14 protein-coding genes are annotated in these 18,379 nt (G+C 43.8%); all 14 read right to left on the reverse strand.

Annotation, left to right across the window (positions count from 1 at the left end; all coding sequences use genetic code 11):
- Positions 1-2,504 (reverse strand): SEC10/PgrA surface exclusion domain-containing protein (locus FC47_RS05370; protein WP_056968311.1); only part of this gene is annotated, 2,504 nt, incomplete at its 3' end.
- Positions 2,505-2,610: 106 nt separating this feature from the next.
- Positions 2,611-3,033, reverse strand: a complete 423-nt coding sequence (locus FC47_RS05375) for a hypothetical protein (RefSeq protein WP_039945309.1) — start codon at positions 3,031-3,033, stop codon at positions 2,611-2,613.
- A 111-nt stretch (positions 3,034-3,144) separates the two neighbouring features.
- Entirely contained in the window at positions 3,145-3,450 is a 306-nt protein-coding gene (locus FC47_RS05380) for a hypothetical protein (protein ID WP_056968313.1), read from the reverse strand.
- Positions 3,451-3,454: 4 nt separating this feature from the next.
- Positions 3,455-6,166 carry a hypothetical protein gene (locus FC47_RS05385; protein ID WP_056968315.1) on the reverse strand — a complete coding sequence of 904 codons (2,712 nt, stop codon included), beginning with the start codon at positions 6,164-6,166 and terminating at the stop codon, positions 3,455-3,457.
- Positions 6,167-6,412: 246 nt separating this feature from the next.
- Positions 6,413-7,489, reverse strand: a complete 1,077-nt coding sequence (locus FC47_RS05390) for a nucleotidyl transferase AbiEii/AbiGii toxin family protein (RefSeq protein WP_056968317.1) — start codon at positions 7,487-7,489, stop codon at positions 6,413-6,415.
- Complete coding sequence (locus tag FC47_RS05395; protein ID WP_006499459.1) at positions 7,473-8,135, reverse strand: hypothetical protein; 663 nt, start codon at positions 8,133-8,135, stop codon at positions 7,473-7,475. Before FC47_RS05395 ends, FC47_RS05390 begins: the two co-directional genes overlap by 17 nt.
- Positions 8,136-8,495: 360 nt before the next feature.
- Positions 8,496-10,997 carry a hypothetical protein gene (locus tag FC47_RS05400; protein WP_056968319.1) on the reverse strand — a complete coding sequence of 834 codons (2,502 nt, stop codon included), beginning with the start codon at positions 10,995-10,997 and terminating at the stop codon, positions 8,496-8,498.
- Between the two features lie 97 nt (positions 10,998-11,094).
- A complete protein-coding gene (locus FC47_RS05405) occupies positions 11,095-11,793 on the reverse strand; it encodes a hypothetical protein (RefSeq protein WP_056968321.1) in 699 nt (232 codons plus the stop codon).
- A 322-nt stretch (positions 11,794-12,115) separates the two neighbouring features.
- A complete protein-coding gene (locus FC47_RS05410; protein ID WP_056968322.1) occupies positions 12,116-14,491 on the reverse strand; it encodes a 3'-5' exonuclease in 2,376 nt (791 codons plus the stop codon).
- A 137-nt stretch (positions 14,492-14,628) separates the two neighbouring features.
- On the reverse strand, positions 14,629-15,948 hold the full coding sequence (locus FC47_RS05415) for a hypothetical protein (RefSeq protein ID WP_056968324.1): 1,320 nt from the start codon (positions 15,946-15,948) through the stop codon (positions 14,629-14,631).
- Positions 15,949-15,950: 2 nt separating this feature from the next.
- Positions 15,951-16,928, reverse strand: coding sequence for a hypothetical protein (locus FC47_RS05420; RefSeq protein ID WP_056968326.1), 978 nt, complete (start codon positions 16,926-16,928; stop codon positions 15,951-15,953).
- A gap of 105 nt (positions 16,929-17,033) precedes the next feature.
- Positions 17,034-17,276 carry a hypothetical protein gene (locus tag FC47_RS05425; protein ID WP_056968328.1) on the reverse strand — a complete coding sequence of 81 codons (243 nt, stop codon included), beginning with the start codon at positions 17,274-17,276 and terminating at the stop codon, positions 17,034-17,036.
- Position 17,277: 1 nt separating this feature from the next.
- Entirely contained in the window at positions 17,278-17,880 is a 603-nt protein-coding gene (locus tag FC47_RS05430) for a Rep family protein (RefSeq protein ID WP_056968329.1), read from the reverse strand.
- Positions 17,881-17,960: 80 nt separating this feature from the next.
- Positions 17,961-18,311 (reverse strand): hypothetical protein, encoded by a 351-nt coding sequence (locus FC47_RS05435; RefSeq protein ID WP_056968332.1) that lies wholly within the window; start codon positions 18,309-18,311, stop codon positions 17,961-17,963.
- Positions 18,312-18,379: the final 68 nt, after the last annotated feature.

Here is an 18,379-nt window from a genome sequence, read left to right on the forward strand (position 1 = left end):
ACGGCTTGCTTCTTGGCATTCAGGTCAGCTTGAATGCTTGCCAGAGCGGACTTCGCATTTGCCAGTTCGTTTTGAGCCTGCGTCAAGGCGGCCTTTTCCGTGTCGTATTGTACTTGCGCCTTAGCAACATTAGCCTGCTTAGTCGATACGTCAGCTGAGTAGGAGTCAACGTTAGCCTGAGCGATGGCTTGAGCCGTCTTAGCGTTAGTCAATGCGGCTTGAGCATTAGCCAGAGCTGATTGAGCGTTGGTCAGGTTTTGAGCCGCGGTATTAGCGGCGGCCTGCTTTTCAGCAACATTAGCTTGAGCTTGAGTTACCGCAGATTGAGCGTTGGCCGTAGTCGTCTTGGCACTAGACAGAACACTGTTGGCACTTGCCAGCTTAGCGTTAGCTTGATCCAGCGTCGTCTTCTGAGAAGCCAATTGGGCGGTCAGTGCCTGCTTCTGGTTCGTCAGTTCAGTCAGCTGGTCTGGTACGGCAAAAGCAGTGTTCATCTCTTGTGCATACTTACCATTATTATCAGTAATATGACCGTCCGTAACAGCAATAACATGAACATTACCCATTGAATCAATCATAACACCTAAGGCTTCAGTTGTAGGATTATAAATCGAATTAGTTAAGCCAGCAATGCTTTTAGCGTGACCCCAATCACTTGTTGCTGATTCAGCAGTAATATCTTGAGAAGCATCTTGGAACAGCATACCGGTAATGGCCCCATATAGTTGGCTTTTTAGTTCATCTAAGGATTTAGTAAACGTCATCGGGGAAACGGGATTGCCATCAATCCAGTATCCGCTTTCCGCATCCTCATACATTTGAGGAAGATAATCCTTAAATGCACCATGGGCAAGACCATAATCCGCGGCGACTTCATTAATCGCTTTTGTATCATGCCAACCTTTCACAACAAGATGCCATCCGTCAGCATCGTATGCTTGAGAAATAGACTTTGCAAAATCCAAACTCCCTTGATTGATTGAAAGTGGAATCATACCGAAGCGAGCGCGAATCGGGTTTAACAGTTGAGCAACAAATTGAGTCAATTCTAGTTCTACATCAGTAGACAGCGGTTGGTTAGGTCCAAAGGTAACTTGAATTTGTTGATCGGCCTTATTGGACTTGTATTGATTTTCAGAGATAAGCTTTTCCGCCGCGTCTTCAACGGCCTGACTAGTTGTTGCATTTTGGTTCTTAAAGAAGGCTTGTAAAGCATTTACATATTCATCCGATACCGTAATCGTGTTCATGTTGTCCAGCTTATCCTGCACGTCGCTCAATTGACTGTTCGTCGTGTCGTAGGCACTCTGCGCCGTCTTTTGAGTGGCACTGGCTGAGTCAGCGTTAGCCTGCGCGGTGTTTTGTGCCTTTTGAGCATCAGCCAGAGCAGACTGTTTATTGGTCAAGTCCGTTTGGGCATTAGCCAGTGCTGAGTCAGCGTTGGTCTTGGCATTTTGCGCGTTTTGCACGTCTGAAGTCTTGGCGTTGACCGTTGCTTGAGCCGCATTGGTCTTTTCCTTGGCATCAGCCAGTGCCTTGTCAGCGTTAGCCTTGGCTGTTGAAGAGTTGTTCAAGATATCTTCAGCGTTCTTCAGATTGTCGGAAGCCGCGTCCGTTACCTTTTGCTGATTGTCAACCTTGGCTTGGGCGTCGTCTACAACTTTTTGAGCTGAGTCAGCCTTAGTTTGCGACTCGCTTTGCGCCTTTTGAGCCTCAGTCAGCTTAGCATCAGCGTTGGTCTTAGCGTTTTGAGCGTCAGACAGCGCCTTGTTGGCATCGCTGATCTTTGTCTGATCATTAGCAATCGTGTTGTTTTGCGAAGTGATCGCGCTTTGGTCTTGGCTGACCTTGGCTTGGGCATTGTCAACGGCTTTTTGAGCCTTGCCGGAATCGCTGTTGTTCAAGATATCTTCAGCGTTCTTCAGATTATCGGAAGCCGCGTCCGTTACCTTTTGCTGGTTGTCAACTTTGGCTTGGGTATCGTCTACAACCTTTTGGGCTGAGTCAGCCTTGGCTTGCGACTCGTTTTGTGCCGTTTGTGCATCGGCTACCTTTTGCTGATCATTTGCAAGCGTATTGTTTTGCTGATCAACAGCGGATTGAGCCTTTTCAATGTTTGCTGGCGTTGCTTCATCAGCCAGCTTTTGTGCATCGCTGACCGCGTTTTGTGCTTGGTCAACCGTTGATTGTGCTTGGTTGACGTTTTGCTGATCAGCGTCAACGACCTTTTGTTGATCATTAACGGCTGATTGCGCCTGATTATTGGTATTTTGGGCCTCGGTCAGTTTTTGGTTGGCATCGCTAGCAATCTGACTGGCTGAGTCGGCCTTGCTTTGTGCTTGGTCAACGGCGGATTGAGCCTTTTGAGCTGGCGTTACCGTAGCCGTACTTTGGACCGTTTCGCTGGTTGCAACGGTATCAGCGTGAACGGTTTGTGTCGTGGCAACGGCGCCCGTGGTCAGTGCAGCCACCCCGGCTGCGGTTAAAGCTACTTTTTTCCCCATAAATAACTCCTCGATTCTTGTTCAAAAATTGTATTTCCTAATTGATGATCTCATTATACAATCTTAAATCAATTTGTAAATGATTTTACGGTAAAATCATCGTTTCTTATTCCGCTTCGTCGTCACCCAGGTACTCAATTAAAACGTGCAATAGCTCCGAATCCTTTTTCTGGAGTAACATAATTAACACTTCAGTCACTTTTTCTGAGTATGAATCCAGTTGCGTTTCGTCCTTAGCGTCCTTGATCATATTGACAAGGCGCGCCTGCGTATCCTTAAAGCGCTGTTTGGCAATCGCTACCTGTAGCATCTGCCCAGCCACCGACTTGTGCAGTTCATCATAGTAGTAGGCCAGCTGTTCCGCTGAACGTTCCGACAATAGCGTTGGCTCGTCCATATATTTGTAAATCATGGGCCGTGAGATACTGGTCATCTTCGAGATCGTTGAGATCTGAAAGGAGTGACCGGCTTTTTTCCGGGCCTGATCCAGTACCCACTCGGCCTTTTGCGTCATTGTTAATCCGCTCATCAAGGACCCCTCTTTCTAAAATATATTTCTTACAATTAACACTATTATTATAAACTATTTTACAAGATTAAAAAAGACCAGCCATTAAGACTGGTCTAAGATTTGCTATTATTACTCCTGATCTGCGCGTCGTTCAAACTCTTCAGCGACACGTTCGATCTCAGCAAGGTTATCGGCTTTCAAGCGGTTGAGCCGGTCCGCTTCTTCGCGCTCCTCATCAGGCACGTTATCGCCAACAATCAGGTGTTTATAGTCCATCGCAATACTGTAGATCTCACCGACCTTGACGTCCGCTCCGTCCGGAATAATGGCTTCAAACTTGTTGTCCAGTCCAATAATCTGTACCGTGGCCATCGTGCCGTTAATTGCCTCAATGGTTACCAGATCCAGTGATGGCGTGTTTACGGGAGTGTTCATGCTACTACCTCTCTTTACCTTTTGGCTTGTTAATGTTTTGCTTAGGTGCGAGTGATGGTTTTTTCGCAATACGATTGTAAAACGTCTGGGTAGATTTTGTCGAGGACAAATAGATCCCCTTCATTTTTTCTGGCGACGTCTGCTTCAGCAATTCACGCTCTTCAGGCGTAAATTTAAACGGCGCTTGTTTTTTATTGGTCAAGGCATCGGTCAACTCGTGGCGAGTGATTCGAGCTACCATCCGTACTACCGGCTTGAGCGATTGATCATTTGGATCGGGAATACCGCTTTGCTCTAGCTTCTGACTTAGGACTTTTGAAGGCAGTTCAGCCAGTTCCTTTTGCCGATTATGGTCCTCAACGGTCTTTAAGCGCTGGTAGTCGCCAAGCGTATCGCGTTGCTTTGCCTGCTCCATTAGATTGTCGAGATTATACAGGCGCGTAGACTCCCAAGCCTGCAATGGCTCTTTAGCAAAGCCTTGAACCGTTTGTACTTCATATTTGGACACATTAACGCCTGCCTTGGATAGCTCATAACCCGATACCAATCGTGGCAAGCGGTCAGTCTGCCATTGATCAAATTCAATCACTCGATTTGGATTGTTTTCCAATAGGCGTGATCCCGTGGCATCAATCAGTTTTTCCAATCGTTCGGGAGTCTTGGTCCACTTTTCCAGGATATCAACGGCAAATTCTTTCAAGCGATCGTAGTTTTTCAGCTCTTCGCTGTTGTGGCGTGGATCGCTTGGCACAGCCTCTTTGGCTGCCGGTGCCTTAGGAGCAAACAGATCCAGCTGATCGGAATGGCCAGCTTCGGGCTTGACCGCATCGGTCTTGTTTTGCGCCTGGGCGGTTGGTTGCGGTGCCGCGTCGGCTGACTGTTCGCTTTCCTTAGCAGGCTTCTTTTCATCAGCCTTGGCTTTAGGTTTGGCTTCTGTAGACTTTCCTTCAGCTTCTTCTTGTGGTTCTGGTGCCTCTTTAGCTGCCGGTTGTGACGCTGGCTGTTTTTCTTCAGCTTTTTCCTTTGGCTTGACGGCTTCAGATTTAGCCTCAGCCATCTGCTTTGGTTCCGCCTCTGGTTTCAGATCCAGATCCCTTGTTATATCTTGATTCAAGTCCTTAGCCAGCGTCTCAAACCCAGGCAGTTTGTCAAAGTAGGCTTTTACCTCTTGGTAGGTAGCCATATCAAAGCACCGATACTCCAGGGCATGATAAGACTTGGACGTACCAATCAGGTTTGACTGTAAGCCAGCTTGATGGGTATAAAGTTCAAACGCCCGAGCAAAAACCTCAGTCGGCGTGGTGAAATAACTCTTCTTTTTAGCCAATGGCGTATCTTGGAACTTCTCATCAACGTTGCGCTGGTAGGCTTGCAGAATCTTGCGGAATTCTGGTTGCAGGGACAATGGCTTTTCGCCTGGCTTCAGGTGGCGATCCAGGTAGTGACCATACTCGTGGATAAACGAAGTATAGCCAGCCGAACCGGCATCTTTGGCCATACCTTGATAGATTTCACCTGGCCGCCGGAAATCAACGACCAGCGTGTTCTTAGACGGTACATACATACCCTGCGCCTTGTAGTTGCCCAGCTTACGAAGCCGTAAAATCGGCTTGTCATCGCCAGCTGGCAGAAGCTCAAGCAGGTTCATCATCTCCGGCGACAACTGCTTATATAATTCAAGGTCAACATCATTATCCAGCTCTACTGATGAAAAATATTTTTTCAGCTGCGTCTGATCCATCATCGCTTGCGTTTCTTTGTTGATCTGCTTCTTTTGTTCCCAGGCCCGCGCGTGAGTCTGTTTATCCAGGTCTCGTTCATAGCGCTGTTCAATAACCACGTTGTAGGTGTCATTCAGGTAGTCGTTTAAAAAGCTGATTGCTTGATTTGAGATGCGCGCATCGCGCCAACGGTCCTCTGATAATGAGTGCGTAATCTGCCCCAATGGTGTTTTTTGAACGTAAACACGACGATTCTTGTCATCAAAACGTGGGTCCTGCTCCGTCCGTGCCAGATATTCTTCATGCGTCCAGTCGCCAAATTTCGTAGTCTGAAACCATGAAGGAAATTCTTTCGCATATTGCGGTTTAGCCAGCATTGCCAGTCGTTTACCGACAAGTGCGCGTACCGTGGCTTTTTCCTTATCCGTAGCAAAATCATTGCGTTTGTCAAATTCAGCTAGAACATCATTGTGCAGTTTTGCATAGCCGATTGTCAGATTAGCATTGCCAAGTTTCCAAGAGCCGACACTTGGATCATTTCGAAAATGGTAGCTTTCCCCCTGTTTGGACGTCAAATGGTTGGCCTGATCAATCACAAAGTATTCTGGAGCGCCGTTACCTCGGAAGCCGACTTTATAGATCTCCATATCTTCAGGTGTTGACTTACCTTTTGTATCACGAGCTACCGTATTTTTAATCCGTTCAATATGGTCTTCAACAAAATGTAAATTACTACGCTCTCCCTGCTTATAAACATAGGGATCTCTATCTTCTACATATTCACCGGGAGCTGGGTGCTCTGCATAGTAGGTTAAGATAGCATCTTTATAGTCTTGATCCGACCAGTCGCCGTTTTTAAAGATAAACTGGGCCGTTTTGCGCCACTTGGTAATCAGCGTGTCTTTTTCCGTGAAGCGTAGCGTCGTGCTAGGCGACGAGATACCGTATTTATGCTTCAGCAGGCTGGTCAGCGGATTTGTCAGTTCTTCTGCCATTACTATCACCTCATCGTAATTTGTTGTCTTAACGATAAAGCGAGCTGACGAAATTCAATCTTTGGCCAACTTCGTCCCAAGTTTGGCACGAAGTTAAAAAAGCGCCAGTTGCAGCAATCAACTGACACTCAATATTTGCGATCTGACTTATTTATCTTTAAGTCGTTCCATCAATTCTCGATTCTCGTCAAAGAGCTGTTTGATCATCTCTTCGACCTCATCAGAAACTTTAACAACTTGCTTCAATTATCGCTCACGCCCCTTTTTCTTGGATAAAGAATGCCGATCTTGTTTCTTGGTAGTATATGGGTATTCAGGCTGTTTTACCCACAACACTCTAAAATTAGGTTGCCTTATCAAAGATGAAACCTGTTGTAATAATTTATCAAACGAAAGTCTTGACTCATGGCCGGTAAGCAATCCTGTTGTATTACGGGAAAAATCATCAGCATATTCTAACTTCTTATCTTGTAGGGCTAATTCAATTAATTTACCAACGTTATATTTAGGATCAGCTGAAATTGCTGTTTTCTGATCACCCAAAAATCGTTCACGACGTACAGCAGAGAATAGTTTTGGAAATTTTGACCAGTCATAATCAGTACTATCAAGATACTTATTAATTTGTGATATATCATAAAGATCCCTACTTCGTACTGCTGTTTTCGGAGCATCCGGATATAAACGATCATGAAGATAATCATCAGCAATAGCCATCAGCTTATCAGCCATGGTACGTTCTGGACGTTGGACTAGAACAGAAAAGCTCTTTAGTTCCGGATAGTTTTCGAGTACTTCGCTATATCCCTTTGTTTTTTCTTGAATAAACCTGCCCAAATAGGATTGCACTAGCCGTTTTTCAATTGGAAATGCTGGAGAAAATGTTTCTTCTTCAATCTTCACATAGTCCAACAAAGACGTTTGAGTGAGTTTAACGGGTAGTCTTAATGCGATAACATTCATATTCCGTCTTTCACTGATTCCAAAATTTGAATCTGCTGCTTCAAAATCTAATCCAGTTGCTGTTAAACCTCGTGAAACACTACGATACTTGTCTCTATTGAGCTTACTTTTAGATAGAGAATATTTTTCATTTAAACTAACCGCAATATCAACATCTTCAGAAAAACGTTTAATTATATTATAGGCCTTAGATAATGACGTTCCCCCTTTCATTACTAAATTAGGATCTTCTTTAACAACAGCTTTTAGCGCCATCATCATAAAATAATCTTTTATAATTTCGTCTGGCCACATATCATAGTATCTAGCTGTTCGCTTAACTAATCGGTTGAAAGATGGTTCCTCACTTAAATATTTCATCGTAGAATCCTTTTACCAAAAGTATTTTAATGGATTTTGGGGATAGGCTAAAAATTATCTCTTTAGCCTTTTCAACAGAAAATCCATCACTTAAAGCATACTTCGCCAACCGTTTAACTACATCTTCTGCCGTGTAACCTTCTACTGACAGCATTCCTGGTGTTAAAACTGTATCAACTGCTTGGAGAAAGCGCTTATTTTCTACGGTCACTTTTGTTAGCGCTGGCTTGACCATCAAATCTGCATTACAAATTTTCTTGAATTGTTTTCTACTAACATTGTTAGAAGCGATAGTCTTCATTCGTGATACCTGATCACTCAGGCCTAGATAAAGTAAGAGATCATTTCCATAGTAATATCCGTTATTATCATCGAGATATAGGAAATTTGTCACCTCTTCAGGTCCTGCCATTTCTTCAAGGGGAAAGCCCAAATCATAAGTCCATTGAATAAACTGATAAAGGCCAGCCACGCCAAAGTCAGCCAGCTTGTCTTGTTGTCGCAACCGGCTCAATATTGTCGTCATTTCGGCATCTGATACGCCATATTTGGCCGCCTGAATATTCTTGCGTTGAAACAGGTCGTAACCAAAATTCTTACGGAGACCGGCTTCAACCGTTTGTATTTTGCTGATCGTTTTTAACATTTGGCCTACTCCTTCTTAGTTTGTTATTTCTCGTATCATTTTAATACCAAAAATAACATATTTGCCAATAAAAAGCGCCAACTGGCTAATCCAGTCAACGCTCAAAGTTTTTGGGTATTTATGATTTTTACAACCATGCTTGGTCTATAACTATAATATCACATTAGATATTCAATAGCTATACTGAATATAGCTAATATCTATTTTTGTTAATAAAATAACGCCAACCAGTTATTTGGTCAGCGCTTGGGAGAATATCCATATTAGTGTGTGAAGTTATGGATATGACCTCGGTTTGGTTATTAACCATAATAACACATTCGATATCAAATAGCTATATAAAAGATATCGATAAGATATTTAGCGTTCCTTGGATTTCTTGATAAACGGCTTTAGTTCTGAGATTGGGCGCGGTTTCTCAAGCTTATGAAGCTTGACGTGTTCTGCATTTTCTAAAACCTTTGTGGCCAGTTTCAACCGTTTCTTAGGCGAATTGAGGTTTGGATTACGCAGGTAGTCAACCACTGTATCCATTGCCTGATCCGACTCATATTTTTGTTGAATGGTATTCAGTGCCCGACTGATCACGTCATGTTCTGACAGTACTTGCGGACGGCCATCAATGACTGCTTCAAATTTTGGCGTCAGCCGTTTTTGATCCAGTCGTTCCAATCCCGCCCGTTCCAGCTCCTTGTTCAACTGCTTGTAGTCAAGACTACGAGCCTCAGTATAAACATGTTGAGCGGTAATAAAGTCACTGATCGTCTCGCCTTCAAAGAGAACGCCCATATCAGCATTGCTATCCTCGACCAGCTTTTGATTCTTAACCTTCTCAATCTGTGGATCGTTGTAGAAACCGTCTAGCTGTGAGTGTTGTAAAGTGTGATAGTCATTTAAAAACGAGTCCTCAATTGAATCGCTCCAAGCAACCATATCATAGGTCCCGGCATCATAGCTCCCGTAATTCCCCTGGTCAAGCAACTCTTGCGCTATTTTGTTCAGATTTTTTTCAGTAATCGGAAACTCCAAATTTTCTAACAGCTCTTTGGTCTGAGTCATCAAGAGCTTTTTCGTTACATAATCAGCATTATCTGGTTTTACCTTGGCTACTAAAGTGAGATCTTCTTCAGAGCCTCCCGTTCCAAAAATATATGGAGTTGTAAATAGGGGCGCGTCATTAGGTAGACTTGCTAAGTAGTCGCTGGTCATATGCCCCAGTCGATAGGCTTTCCAATTGTCTGGCAAGCTTGAATCAGCATCATGCGAACCAATAACATACCATTTACCGTTAACCTTTTCCGCGTAGCTCATTCCATCACCTTGCAACAGCTCAGGATCTCTTTCGTCTAGGCGTGGCATTCCGGCCCCTTTCAAATCATCATCTAGGCCTCGATAATCCAGATCACGTATGACTGTACTAATCTCTGAATCGTCATCGCCATACACGGCCAAAATTAGTTTATTGAGTGTCCGGCCATCATTAATGTCAACTACTTTATGTTTATTGTCTTCAATCCGTGAGTCCTTATAAAAGCCGTCCAATTGTGTGTAAAACTTATCAACTACATTGTATTTTAACTGATCAGATATCTCGTTATTGGTATACGAAATATCTGACTCCATCTGATAATGACTGGCCCCAGCCCGTTCAATCATTTCTTTAGCGAGCCATTCTTGATTATGCGTTGTTGCTGGAAAATTGTTCTTTTCCAGTATCTTGGCAGCATCTTTAAGCACCTGATCCTTGGTGATAAAAATATTTTCAAAGTCCCATTGCTCCATATCACTGGCAGAGACCATGTAATTTCTATCAAAGGCAGTGGTACCGTCAGAAACGTATACAGGCACGTCCCCAGCCAGTTCGCTAAAATTATCCAGATCCTTAATCTTGTAGGCAACACTAGCGTAATCCTTAGCCTCAGGATCATCGATCACGTCTCTAGTGCCATGAACGACCCAGTTGTCGTTTTGCTTAACGGCATAGCTACCGCCCCGACCTTCAATTCTTTCTTGTAGTAACTCAGAATTTTTCTCCTTTAGCTGATCAGCAATTTCAGCATTGGTATATTCAATATCCGACTCTATGCCATAGTGACTGGCTCCTGCCCGTTCAATCATCTTTTTGGCAAGCCACTCTTGATTATGCTGGTTCAACGCAAAGCCATTCTTTTCCAGCATCTTTGCAGCATCTTTCAGCACCTGATCCTTAGTAATGAAAACACTCTTTAATTGTCGCTGATCCATATCACGGGCCGAGACCATATGATCTTTGTCAAAAATGTTCGTACCTTGTGAGAAGTCCAGTGAAGATGAGGAAACATATACAGGTACGTCCCCGGCTAGTTCACTGAAGTTATCCAAGTTCTTGATTTTGTAGGTAATGCTATCATGATCGGCTGCATCAGGATCATCAATCACGTCGTATGCGCCATACACCACCCAGTTGTCGTTTTGTTTGATGGCATAGCTATCGCCTCGGCCTTCAACTCTCTCAAAATCATCGTCGATAACGACTTTTTCTTCTTCAACCCGTTCATTTTCGCGCTTGTCACGCAGATGGGCCTGCTCAATCCCTAAGTTCGTGCTGACATAGTAGCTATCTGGCTGATTATCCCATGGCTGACAGGCAATTGACAGGTCAACGTCAAGATACTTGTGTAATCCAGGAACCTCAAACAGATACGGAACGGTAATCGTAAAGTCCTTCATATCATAACGGCTGGCTGGAATCTTGGCCAACCGAGCATCAATCTCGTGGACTAGATGACTATCTTCTAGCGCCAGTTCATAGCGTTTGCCGTCAATTTCAAAAAGGGCCGCGTCCTCAAACTCCACAACCTTTACTTCTGGCTCTTCTGCCATAATCTTCACTCCTTGCAAGTTTTTCTCAAGCTTAGTTGATCTTGGAAAATTTCAATCATCAGCCAACTTCGTCTCACGTTTGGCACGAAGTTGATTTTTAACGGGCCTGACGTTTTGGTGATCTGGTCAGCTGATTGACGCGAGCCTGTTGACGATAGATGATCTTGTTAGCCATGTTTAAGCGTTTAGCCAAGGGTAACTCATGATTTTTTAAGTAATTAAGTACCAGATCGCTATCTTGATCATACGCATACGCGGTTTTGATAATCTGCGCGGCCTGTTCCAAGCGACGGTCTTCAATCAGGTGCGTTTTAGCTTCTGGTAGACCCAATTCTTTGTGAAAACTCTTTAGCGTTGAAAAGCGATACTGCGGACTGAGCGGCTTGCCTTGCAGAACCTCTTGTTTATAGCCCTTGATATAGTTTTCAATCTTAGTTTGCAATTCATCTTGACGATACGAAAGATCGTTGTACTGGTCTCGGCCAATATAGCCCCGGTTGACCTTAAAATTAAGCTCATTGCTGACGACCACCAGCTTGGTCAGATCCAATCCGGCCTGCGGCTTATCATCAGTCGGCAATTTTAAGACCAGCTCCGGAAACTCGCCGGTCAGCTTCGGATTTAAATTACTGCGAAACGGTACAAAATAGGTGTTGTGTTCGTCAGCCACCAAAGTTCCTTCGACATAGGGCCGCTGACTTTTCTTTAAGGCTTCGGCAATTGGCTGTTCGATCACTAGACTATCGTCTTCATTGAAATACTCGTGATCCAACTGCACGATAATTGGACGTTGCATGATGGCTTTTCCTTTCTGTTTATGATATGATTTAACCCGTAAAGAGTTGGGGCTTGATACGGCTATAGCGAACCCACGTTAATCAAAAAAAGGTTAGCCCGTTGCGTGTTACTGGTAATCAGCCCTGCTGTACGTCACGCGTAAAGCCAAAACCTGTAATGCTTATTTTTGATTTAAAGACGTCCATCCGGGCGTCTTTTTTGTTGTCTGCATCTACCCTATTCACTTCTGACTAAAATCAATCTTTGACCAACTTCGTTCCAAACGTGGCACGAAGTAAAAAAAAAAGAACCATCACTCATTGAGCAATGGTTCTCGGCTATTAACGTGATCGGGTTGACTTATGCGTTTTGGTCATCGTTTTAGCTGGCTGTTGTGCCTGACGACCGGTCATAATGCTGGTGGCCATCTCCAAGCGCTTTGTCAATGGCTGTTTCTTGTCATGCAGATAATCCAGGGCCTGCTTGATGCTTTGATCCTGCGCATAGTCGGTCTTTAAGACCTGCGCCGCCCGATCCAGCTTTTGTTGTGCGTATGGATCCGAAAATGGTTCAATCCCCGTTTCTTTTAAGGCATCATTCAATTCTTTGAAATCAACGTCCAGCCGTTGACCAAAGACGGTCTGCATGAAATCTTCAGTCGTTTCGTCAGCATACGACTTACCGCCCGTATCGGTAGGATCGTCAGTCAGAATCTTGTCCTTTACTGCTTCAACCCGTTCATCATGATAGACGGTTTCCTTGGTCTGTTCCAGCTCCGTCAGGCCTTGCCGAACCATCGACTGCAACTGACGTGGCGTATACCGAGGCGTTCGCTGTTCACTTACCAGGTAGTCCGACATTTCCTTAAACATCGATAGGCTGGTACTGATCCCCATTGGGGCATTTTCGTACTGCGGCTTGTACTGGTGCAGATAGTTTAGATATTCTTTGACCATCTCTTTTGGCTGCGTTGGCTGTTTAGGATGCATCTGCTGATAGACAAAGGCCGTTGCCCGAGCATCAGCCAGACTATCATGCGCCTTGCCTGCTCCCCAGTCATGACCATAGAAGGCCGCGGCCTGTTCCAGCTTAAACCAGCGTAACTGCGTCTTGCCATTTTTCAGCTGTACTGGCTCACCAACTGCCTGCGCATACTCAAGCATCAGATCATGGTTTTCCTTGGCTGGATCGATTTTAATCCCGTTGGCCGCTAGGAAGCGATCATCAAAGTGGCGCTGGTTGTAACCGACAATTACGTCCGCTTGGTCAAAAATCTGCTGGACCTTTTCTTGCCAATCCTTGAATTCAGCATGATCCATTGCAATCTCCGGTGTGATACCGTGAACCTTTTCGGCTTCTGGCCATTCATCTTTTTTCGTAGGCTTAAAAAACTTGTTGAACAGTTCATTGCCATCACCATCAACAATTGACAGCTTTAGGATATCGTCTTGATCAGGGTGCAAACCGGTTGTTTCCATATCATAGCCGATCACCTTTAGTCCTGTTTGCTTTTCAAGGTTTTGCTGATCAGCCAGATCTTGTTGAATTTCGGCACTGATTTCCTGATACTTATTGGCAATTCTTTCCTCAAGATCTTCTTCGTACGCCCCAAATGTTTTGACTGAATCCGGCGTCATCTCTTCGGCATCTTTAGCTAGCTGTTTCATCGCCAGCTGTTCAAGTTTACCAGCCTTCGCGGCCTCGAGAACATTATTAAAAACAGTATAAGTAAAATGGCTTTCATTGCTTTCAACTGATGGTACTGCCAAACCAACATCAAACCAGACCTCTTGCGTATCATAATCGACTGCAATGTTGCCCATGTTGTTTAGAGTCAGACCGTATCGATCAGCGACAGAAGCGAACTGCTTGATATAATCTTCTAATGGTTTATTTTCAACGGGGCCATCCAATTTGAAATCTTCAGGATAACGGCTAATGTTAACCGCAATCCCTGCGGCTTTTTCCCCCGTGTGCTCCCAATTCGACTTGTCTAGGATCTCTTCGGCAATTTTATATAGATTGTGGTCAGTAGTTGGGTAACCATTCAGCTGTAAAACGTCTTCAGTTTGTTCCAACAACTCTTGCTTGGTTGTAATAAATCCAACAAAACCGTCAGGAGCCGTAGCTTTGTTCGTAAACGCATAAACTGGTGCGTCATCTGGCAGATCCTTCAGATTACCGGCGAACTTATAGCCCAGATTCTGCTCATCTGGTTCGTCAAACGCATTGTGTGACCCTTGGATCTGCCACTCGCCATCGCGCTTGTAGGCATAACTGCCTGCATATCCTAAGATCCGGTCTTTATCTGGCACCGGTTCATCGTTGATCATTTCCAAAACGTCCATGTAGCGTTCTGCTGAGTCATCGGTGACGTTTTCTAGTGTCAGCTCTTGATTTTGGATTTCTTGTTCAATTTCATCATGGTGTTCGTTCAAGTAGTACTCAATTGTCGGAACAATCGCATCTTCAGTGGTGTTGAAGCCCAGCCATTGATCAAAGGCCGCTAGTTTTTGCTCATCGGTTGCTGATGGATCAGTAATCCAATCCAGATCACCATTAGCAACGCTAAGATCGCCATCTTTGGTGTAGTCGTAAACCCAGTCATGGATAATTGCCCCAGTCAACTTACTGTAAACATCAACCTGTTCGTCATAGGAATTGGCCACTTGATCCCAGTATTGCAGGAATGGCCGTAAGTTTTTAAGTTCTGCCATTTGTTATTATCCGCCTTTCACATTTTTAGATAATCCTACACGCTTCTGATCAAAACCAATCTTTGACCAACTTCGTCCCAAACGTGGCACGAAGTAAATAAAAAGAACCATCACCGTTGAGTAATGGTTCTCAGTTTCTAACGTGATCGATCCTTTTTCTTAGGAACTGAATTAGGACTAAGTTTCTGAACATTAACAGGAGCTTTTTGATAGGTGATCTCTTTAATTTGTTTATCACTCATCAACGGCAAGTATGCCCAACCACGCTCTACTTTGCTTGGCACTTTTTTTGCCAGTCGGTTCATTGCTTGATCAAACTCAGGTGTTTGTAGGTCTCTAAAATCTCGTAGACTATCTAACGTCTCTTTGCTGTAGGGCATCAGTAAATGCACCCGATTATGACTTGGCAAAAACTCGTATCCAGTAATCTCAATGGCTTTATCAGCATTTCGATAGCCTGGTATCTCTGGATTGTTTTGCAGATCAACTACATTGATCAGAATCCCAGGAGTTTCATAGACTTTCTCTGTTCGTACGAGCGGATTTAGTCTATAGCTAAATCGACGGTGGCTAAACCGTGCATACGCTTTAACTTGTTCTGTAAGTGTAGGTGCATCAAACTCATTAAGTGCTGCCCACTCTGCTAATCTATCTTTTGTAAATCCGACTGGATTGACTGGAGTATTTCCGCCATCAAAAATATATTTAGTTTCACTATCAAATTTAACGTTGTTAGTATGCTCTTGGTTCTTTTGATAAACGTCCATAATCCGATCGGCAAGATCCCACCGCTTTTCAACTGGCACTTTAGAATTATCTAGGAATTGGATTGCCTGCTGACTAACGCGATCCTGTACATATTCATTTTTCAAGATTTGCTTAGCTTGTGTAATCTTCTGGTTTAGCTGATTTTGCGTAAACCCTGTTGTCCTTTCTGGCTCATAGACTACTTGGCTAACCTCATCAGCCGTGATTCTCGGCATTTCTAGATCCTCGCCAGACTTTGCTTTTGCAGGCGCCTTCTCGATAGCTTTATCAAAGGCCTTTTGCCAATCATCTTCTTGGAAATCATCAAAATCCTTGAGCATCTCCAGCGTATCTTGACCATAGTGCATCAATATATGCGAGTCGCCTGGCATACCAAATTCACCCATAATTTCAATGGCTTTATCCTCGCCTTCAAAACCTGGTAATTTTTGCCCCTTTAGGTCTACTAGATTAATCAACGTCCAATCGTCTTGGCCAATCTTTTCCAGACGGCGCAATGGTCGTAATTGATATGCGAACTTCATACTAGAATCACTAGTTACCAGTTGCCCAGCCCACGATAAAAATATATCACGAGAGGACATATAAGGACGAAGATCAACACCTTTAAGCCCATTCATCAATTCAACAGCGGTGTAGCCAATTGTATCAACACCATTACTGTAAACGTACTTAGTCTCTTCTGCCATGTTTAACGCTCCTTTGGTTTAGCCTGGACTGGCTGGTTTATCGTCCGTTGCTGATTTTTCATTTGATACAATTGCCGATTAGCCGTCCGGTTGATCTTGCTGGCCAGCCCCATGGACTTGGAAAACATTTCCTTCAGCTCATCAGGCTTCAAGTTGGCCATTACCTGCCGTTCAGTCTGGTTGAAATGGAATGGCGTATCAGTCAGTCCGACACTGGCAAAGGCCATATGACGCGATATATGCGTTTGAATGGCATGAATCTGATTTTTTGACCAGACCCACGCTGGTTTTGGTACCTGCAACTCGCGTAGGGAACCAACCATGGCACCTACCCGTTCATTTTGCGATGCCTGTTTCATCAGATTACGCTGGGACGCCATTGCCTGTACTTGCGGACTTTTAGCCGGATATTTCGCTGCCAGTTCATTAGCCGAATACATCTTGCCAACGCCAAACGTAACCGGTTGACCCTGCTGTTTAGGGTTTGGTACGAATACCTTGACCCCATTAAGCTGATCAAAATTAACGTCCTGCAAACCTTGATTACGCGTCCAGGCCTGTTTGGTCATAAAGTCCTGCTCACCATGCGCTTGGGAGAGTAAGAGACTATTGACCCGACCATAGCTGATTACAGGACTGACCTGATTAACCAATCGTTCCATGGAATCAATATCTTTCGTCCCGTCTTTTAAGATCTGTTGCGACTTGCGACTGGTTGCAAACCGTTCAATCTCGGCTGGCGACACCTTTTTTTCTTGTTGTTTTTCCATCGTCGTTCGCTCCCTTATTTTTGCAAAAGAATATGCTTCATCAAACGTTTCAAATTCAAATGGCTGTTGATCACTGTTATTCAATCGATCCAGTACGAAATACTGGTTGCTATCGAGATCGTGAGCCAGATAGATACCCTGGTCCATCGTTGCCGGACTGGCCATTACGCGTCCCATCTCCTGCATCGACAAGCCAATTGGATTAAGCATCTTCTCACCACCTTTTAGATTTATCTCTAATTTAAGGCGAGCTGGTGAAATTCAATCTTTGGCCAATAAAAAAAGCCCTGTTTTCGCAGAGCCTTTACCTTGATATCACTGATGGTTATCAAATTCAGGATAGCTAACTCCATCCATCATAATTTTAAGTAATTCTTGGGGCGTATGGTTAAGTGTATGAGCGATATCGTTAACCAAACCAGCAAGAGCTAAAATAGCTGCATAGCTGCTTAATGGCATTCCTTTGTCACATTGTTCATCAACCATTTCTTCAAAAGTATCTTGCAATCTAGACAAAAATTCTTGTGCTTGAGCTATATCACGATCATATTTGGCCATTTCAAATCTCCATTTGTTTTCGTTCTATTGATTCAATCAATGCGCTGACAAGCATCGTACCATGATCAGTACTGAGTACATTCAACCAATCATGTTTTTCGTTATCGAGAATATACCGAACAAGATCATCATAATTAGTTATCTTATTTTCCATTGTATAGATCACGATATTCTTCAAAATCTCTTCATTTTTTCTTTTCTCTGCACGCTTTTTAGCTCTAGGAGAAATGTAAAAGTATTTTTCTGAATCTGCGCCACCGTGGCAAATAATCTCATCGCGATTATAATGATGCTTTCCAGGATCATCTTCATGTACAAAGAAGCGGACCAGGCACTTAGTATCATTCACTACTCTGGGTGCTTCTTGATCAAGTGAATCAGTAATTGCCTTCATATGGGAATAGCTTCTGGCACCTTTATACATCATTATGATATGCAGGTATGGCTTAATCGGATCACCATTAGTAGTGATGTCTTTATCGTGTAGTGGGCTCTCTATCCAAGCAGTCTGTTCTTTATCAAGAGTCTCACGCCATTTTGCAGGTAATGTTTCTGAGTCGCAAGTAAACCACCAGTTGCGGGCATACGGTTCTTTTGTAGGCATAATCACATCTCCTTGTTGCACTAAGAATAATCTGTTAACAAGAATATCCGATTTATCAATCTACACAAGTTTGACCGCACCTAATCCCAATAACCATCGTCAATATCATTGAGATACAAGTTATAGCCATGAATTACGTCTTCAAGCGGTATGACATGATCCCCAGTATCCGGCGCACCATAAATAGTAATCCCTAAAAAAGCACCCTTTGGATCATCAGATAAGGACCTGCCAAGCAAGCGACTACATTCAGGAATCGTAAGGTTATTCCCGATATAGTCAGAGACGCCTTCTCCTAAGACTGCTTTGCGTGTTTGACCAATCTGCTTAAATTGAATCTTGTCACCAGCAATGCGCTTAACCGTATCTTCGGAAACATCAAAGGCTTTTGCCAACTCAGCAGAAGTAAAGTGGCCACGTAAGATTAACATTTGATCACCTCAATTCAATTGAACAACCGACTTCTTTGGCTGCTACCGCCTTAAAATCGTTTCTCAGC

The organism is Limosilactobacillus mucosae DSM 13345 (genome assembly GCF_001436025.1).
Taxonomy (GTDB): Bacteria; Bacillota; Bacilli; order Lactobacillales; family Lactobacillaceae; genus Limosilactobacillus; species Limosilactobacillus mucosae.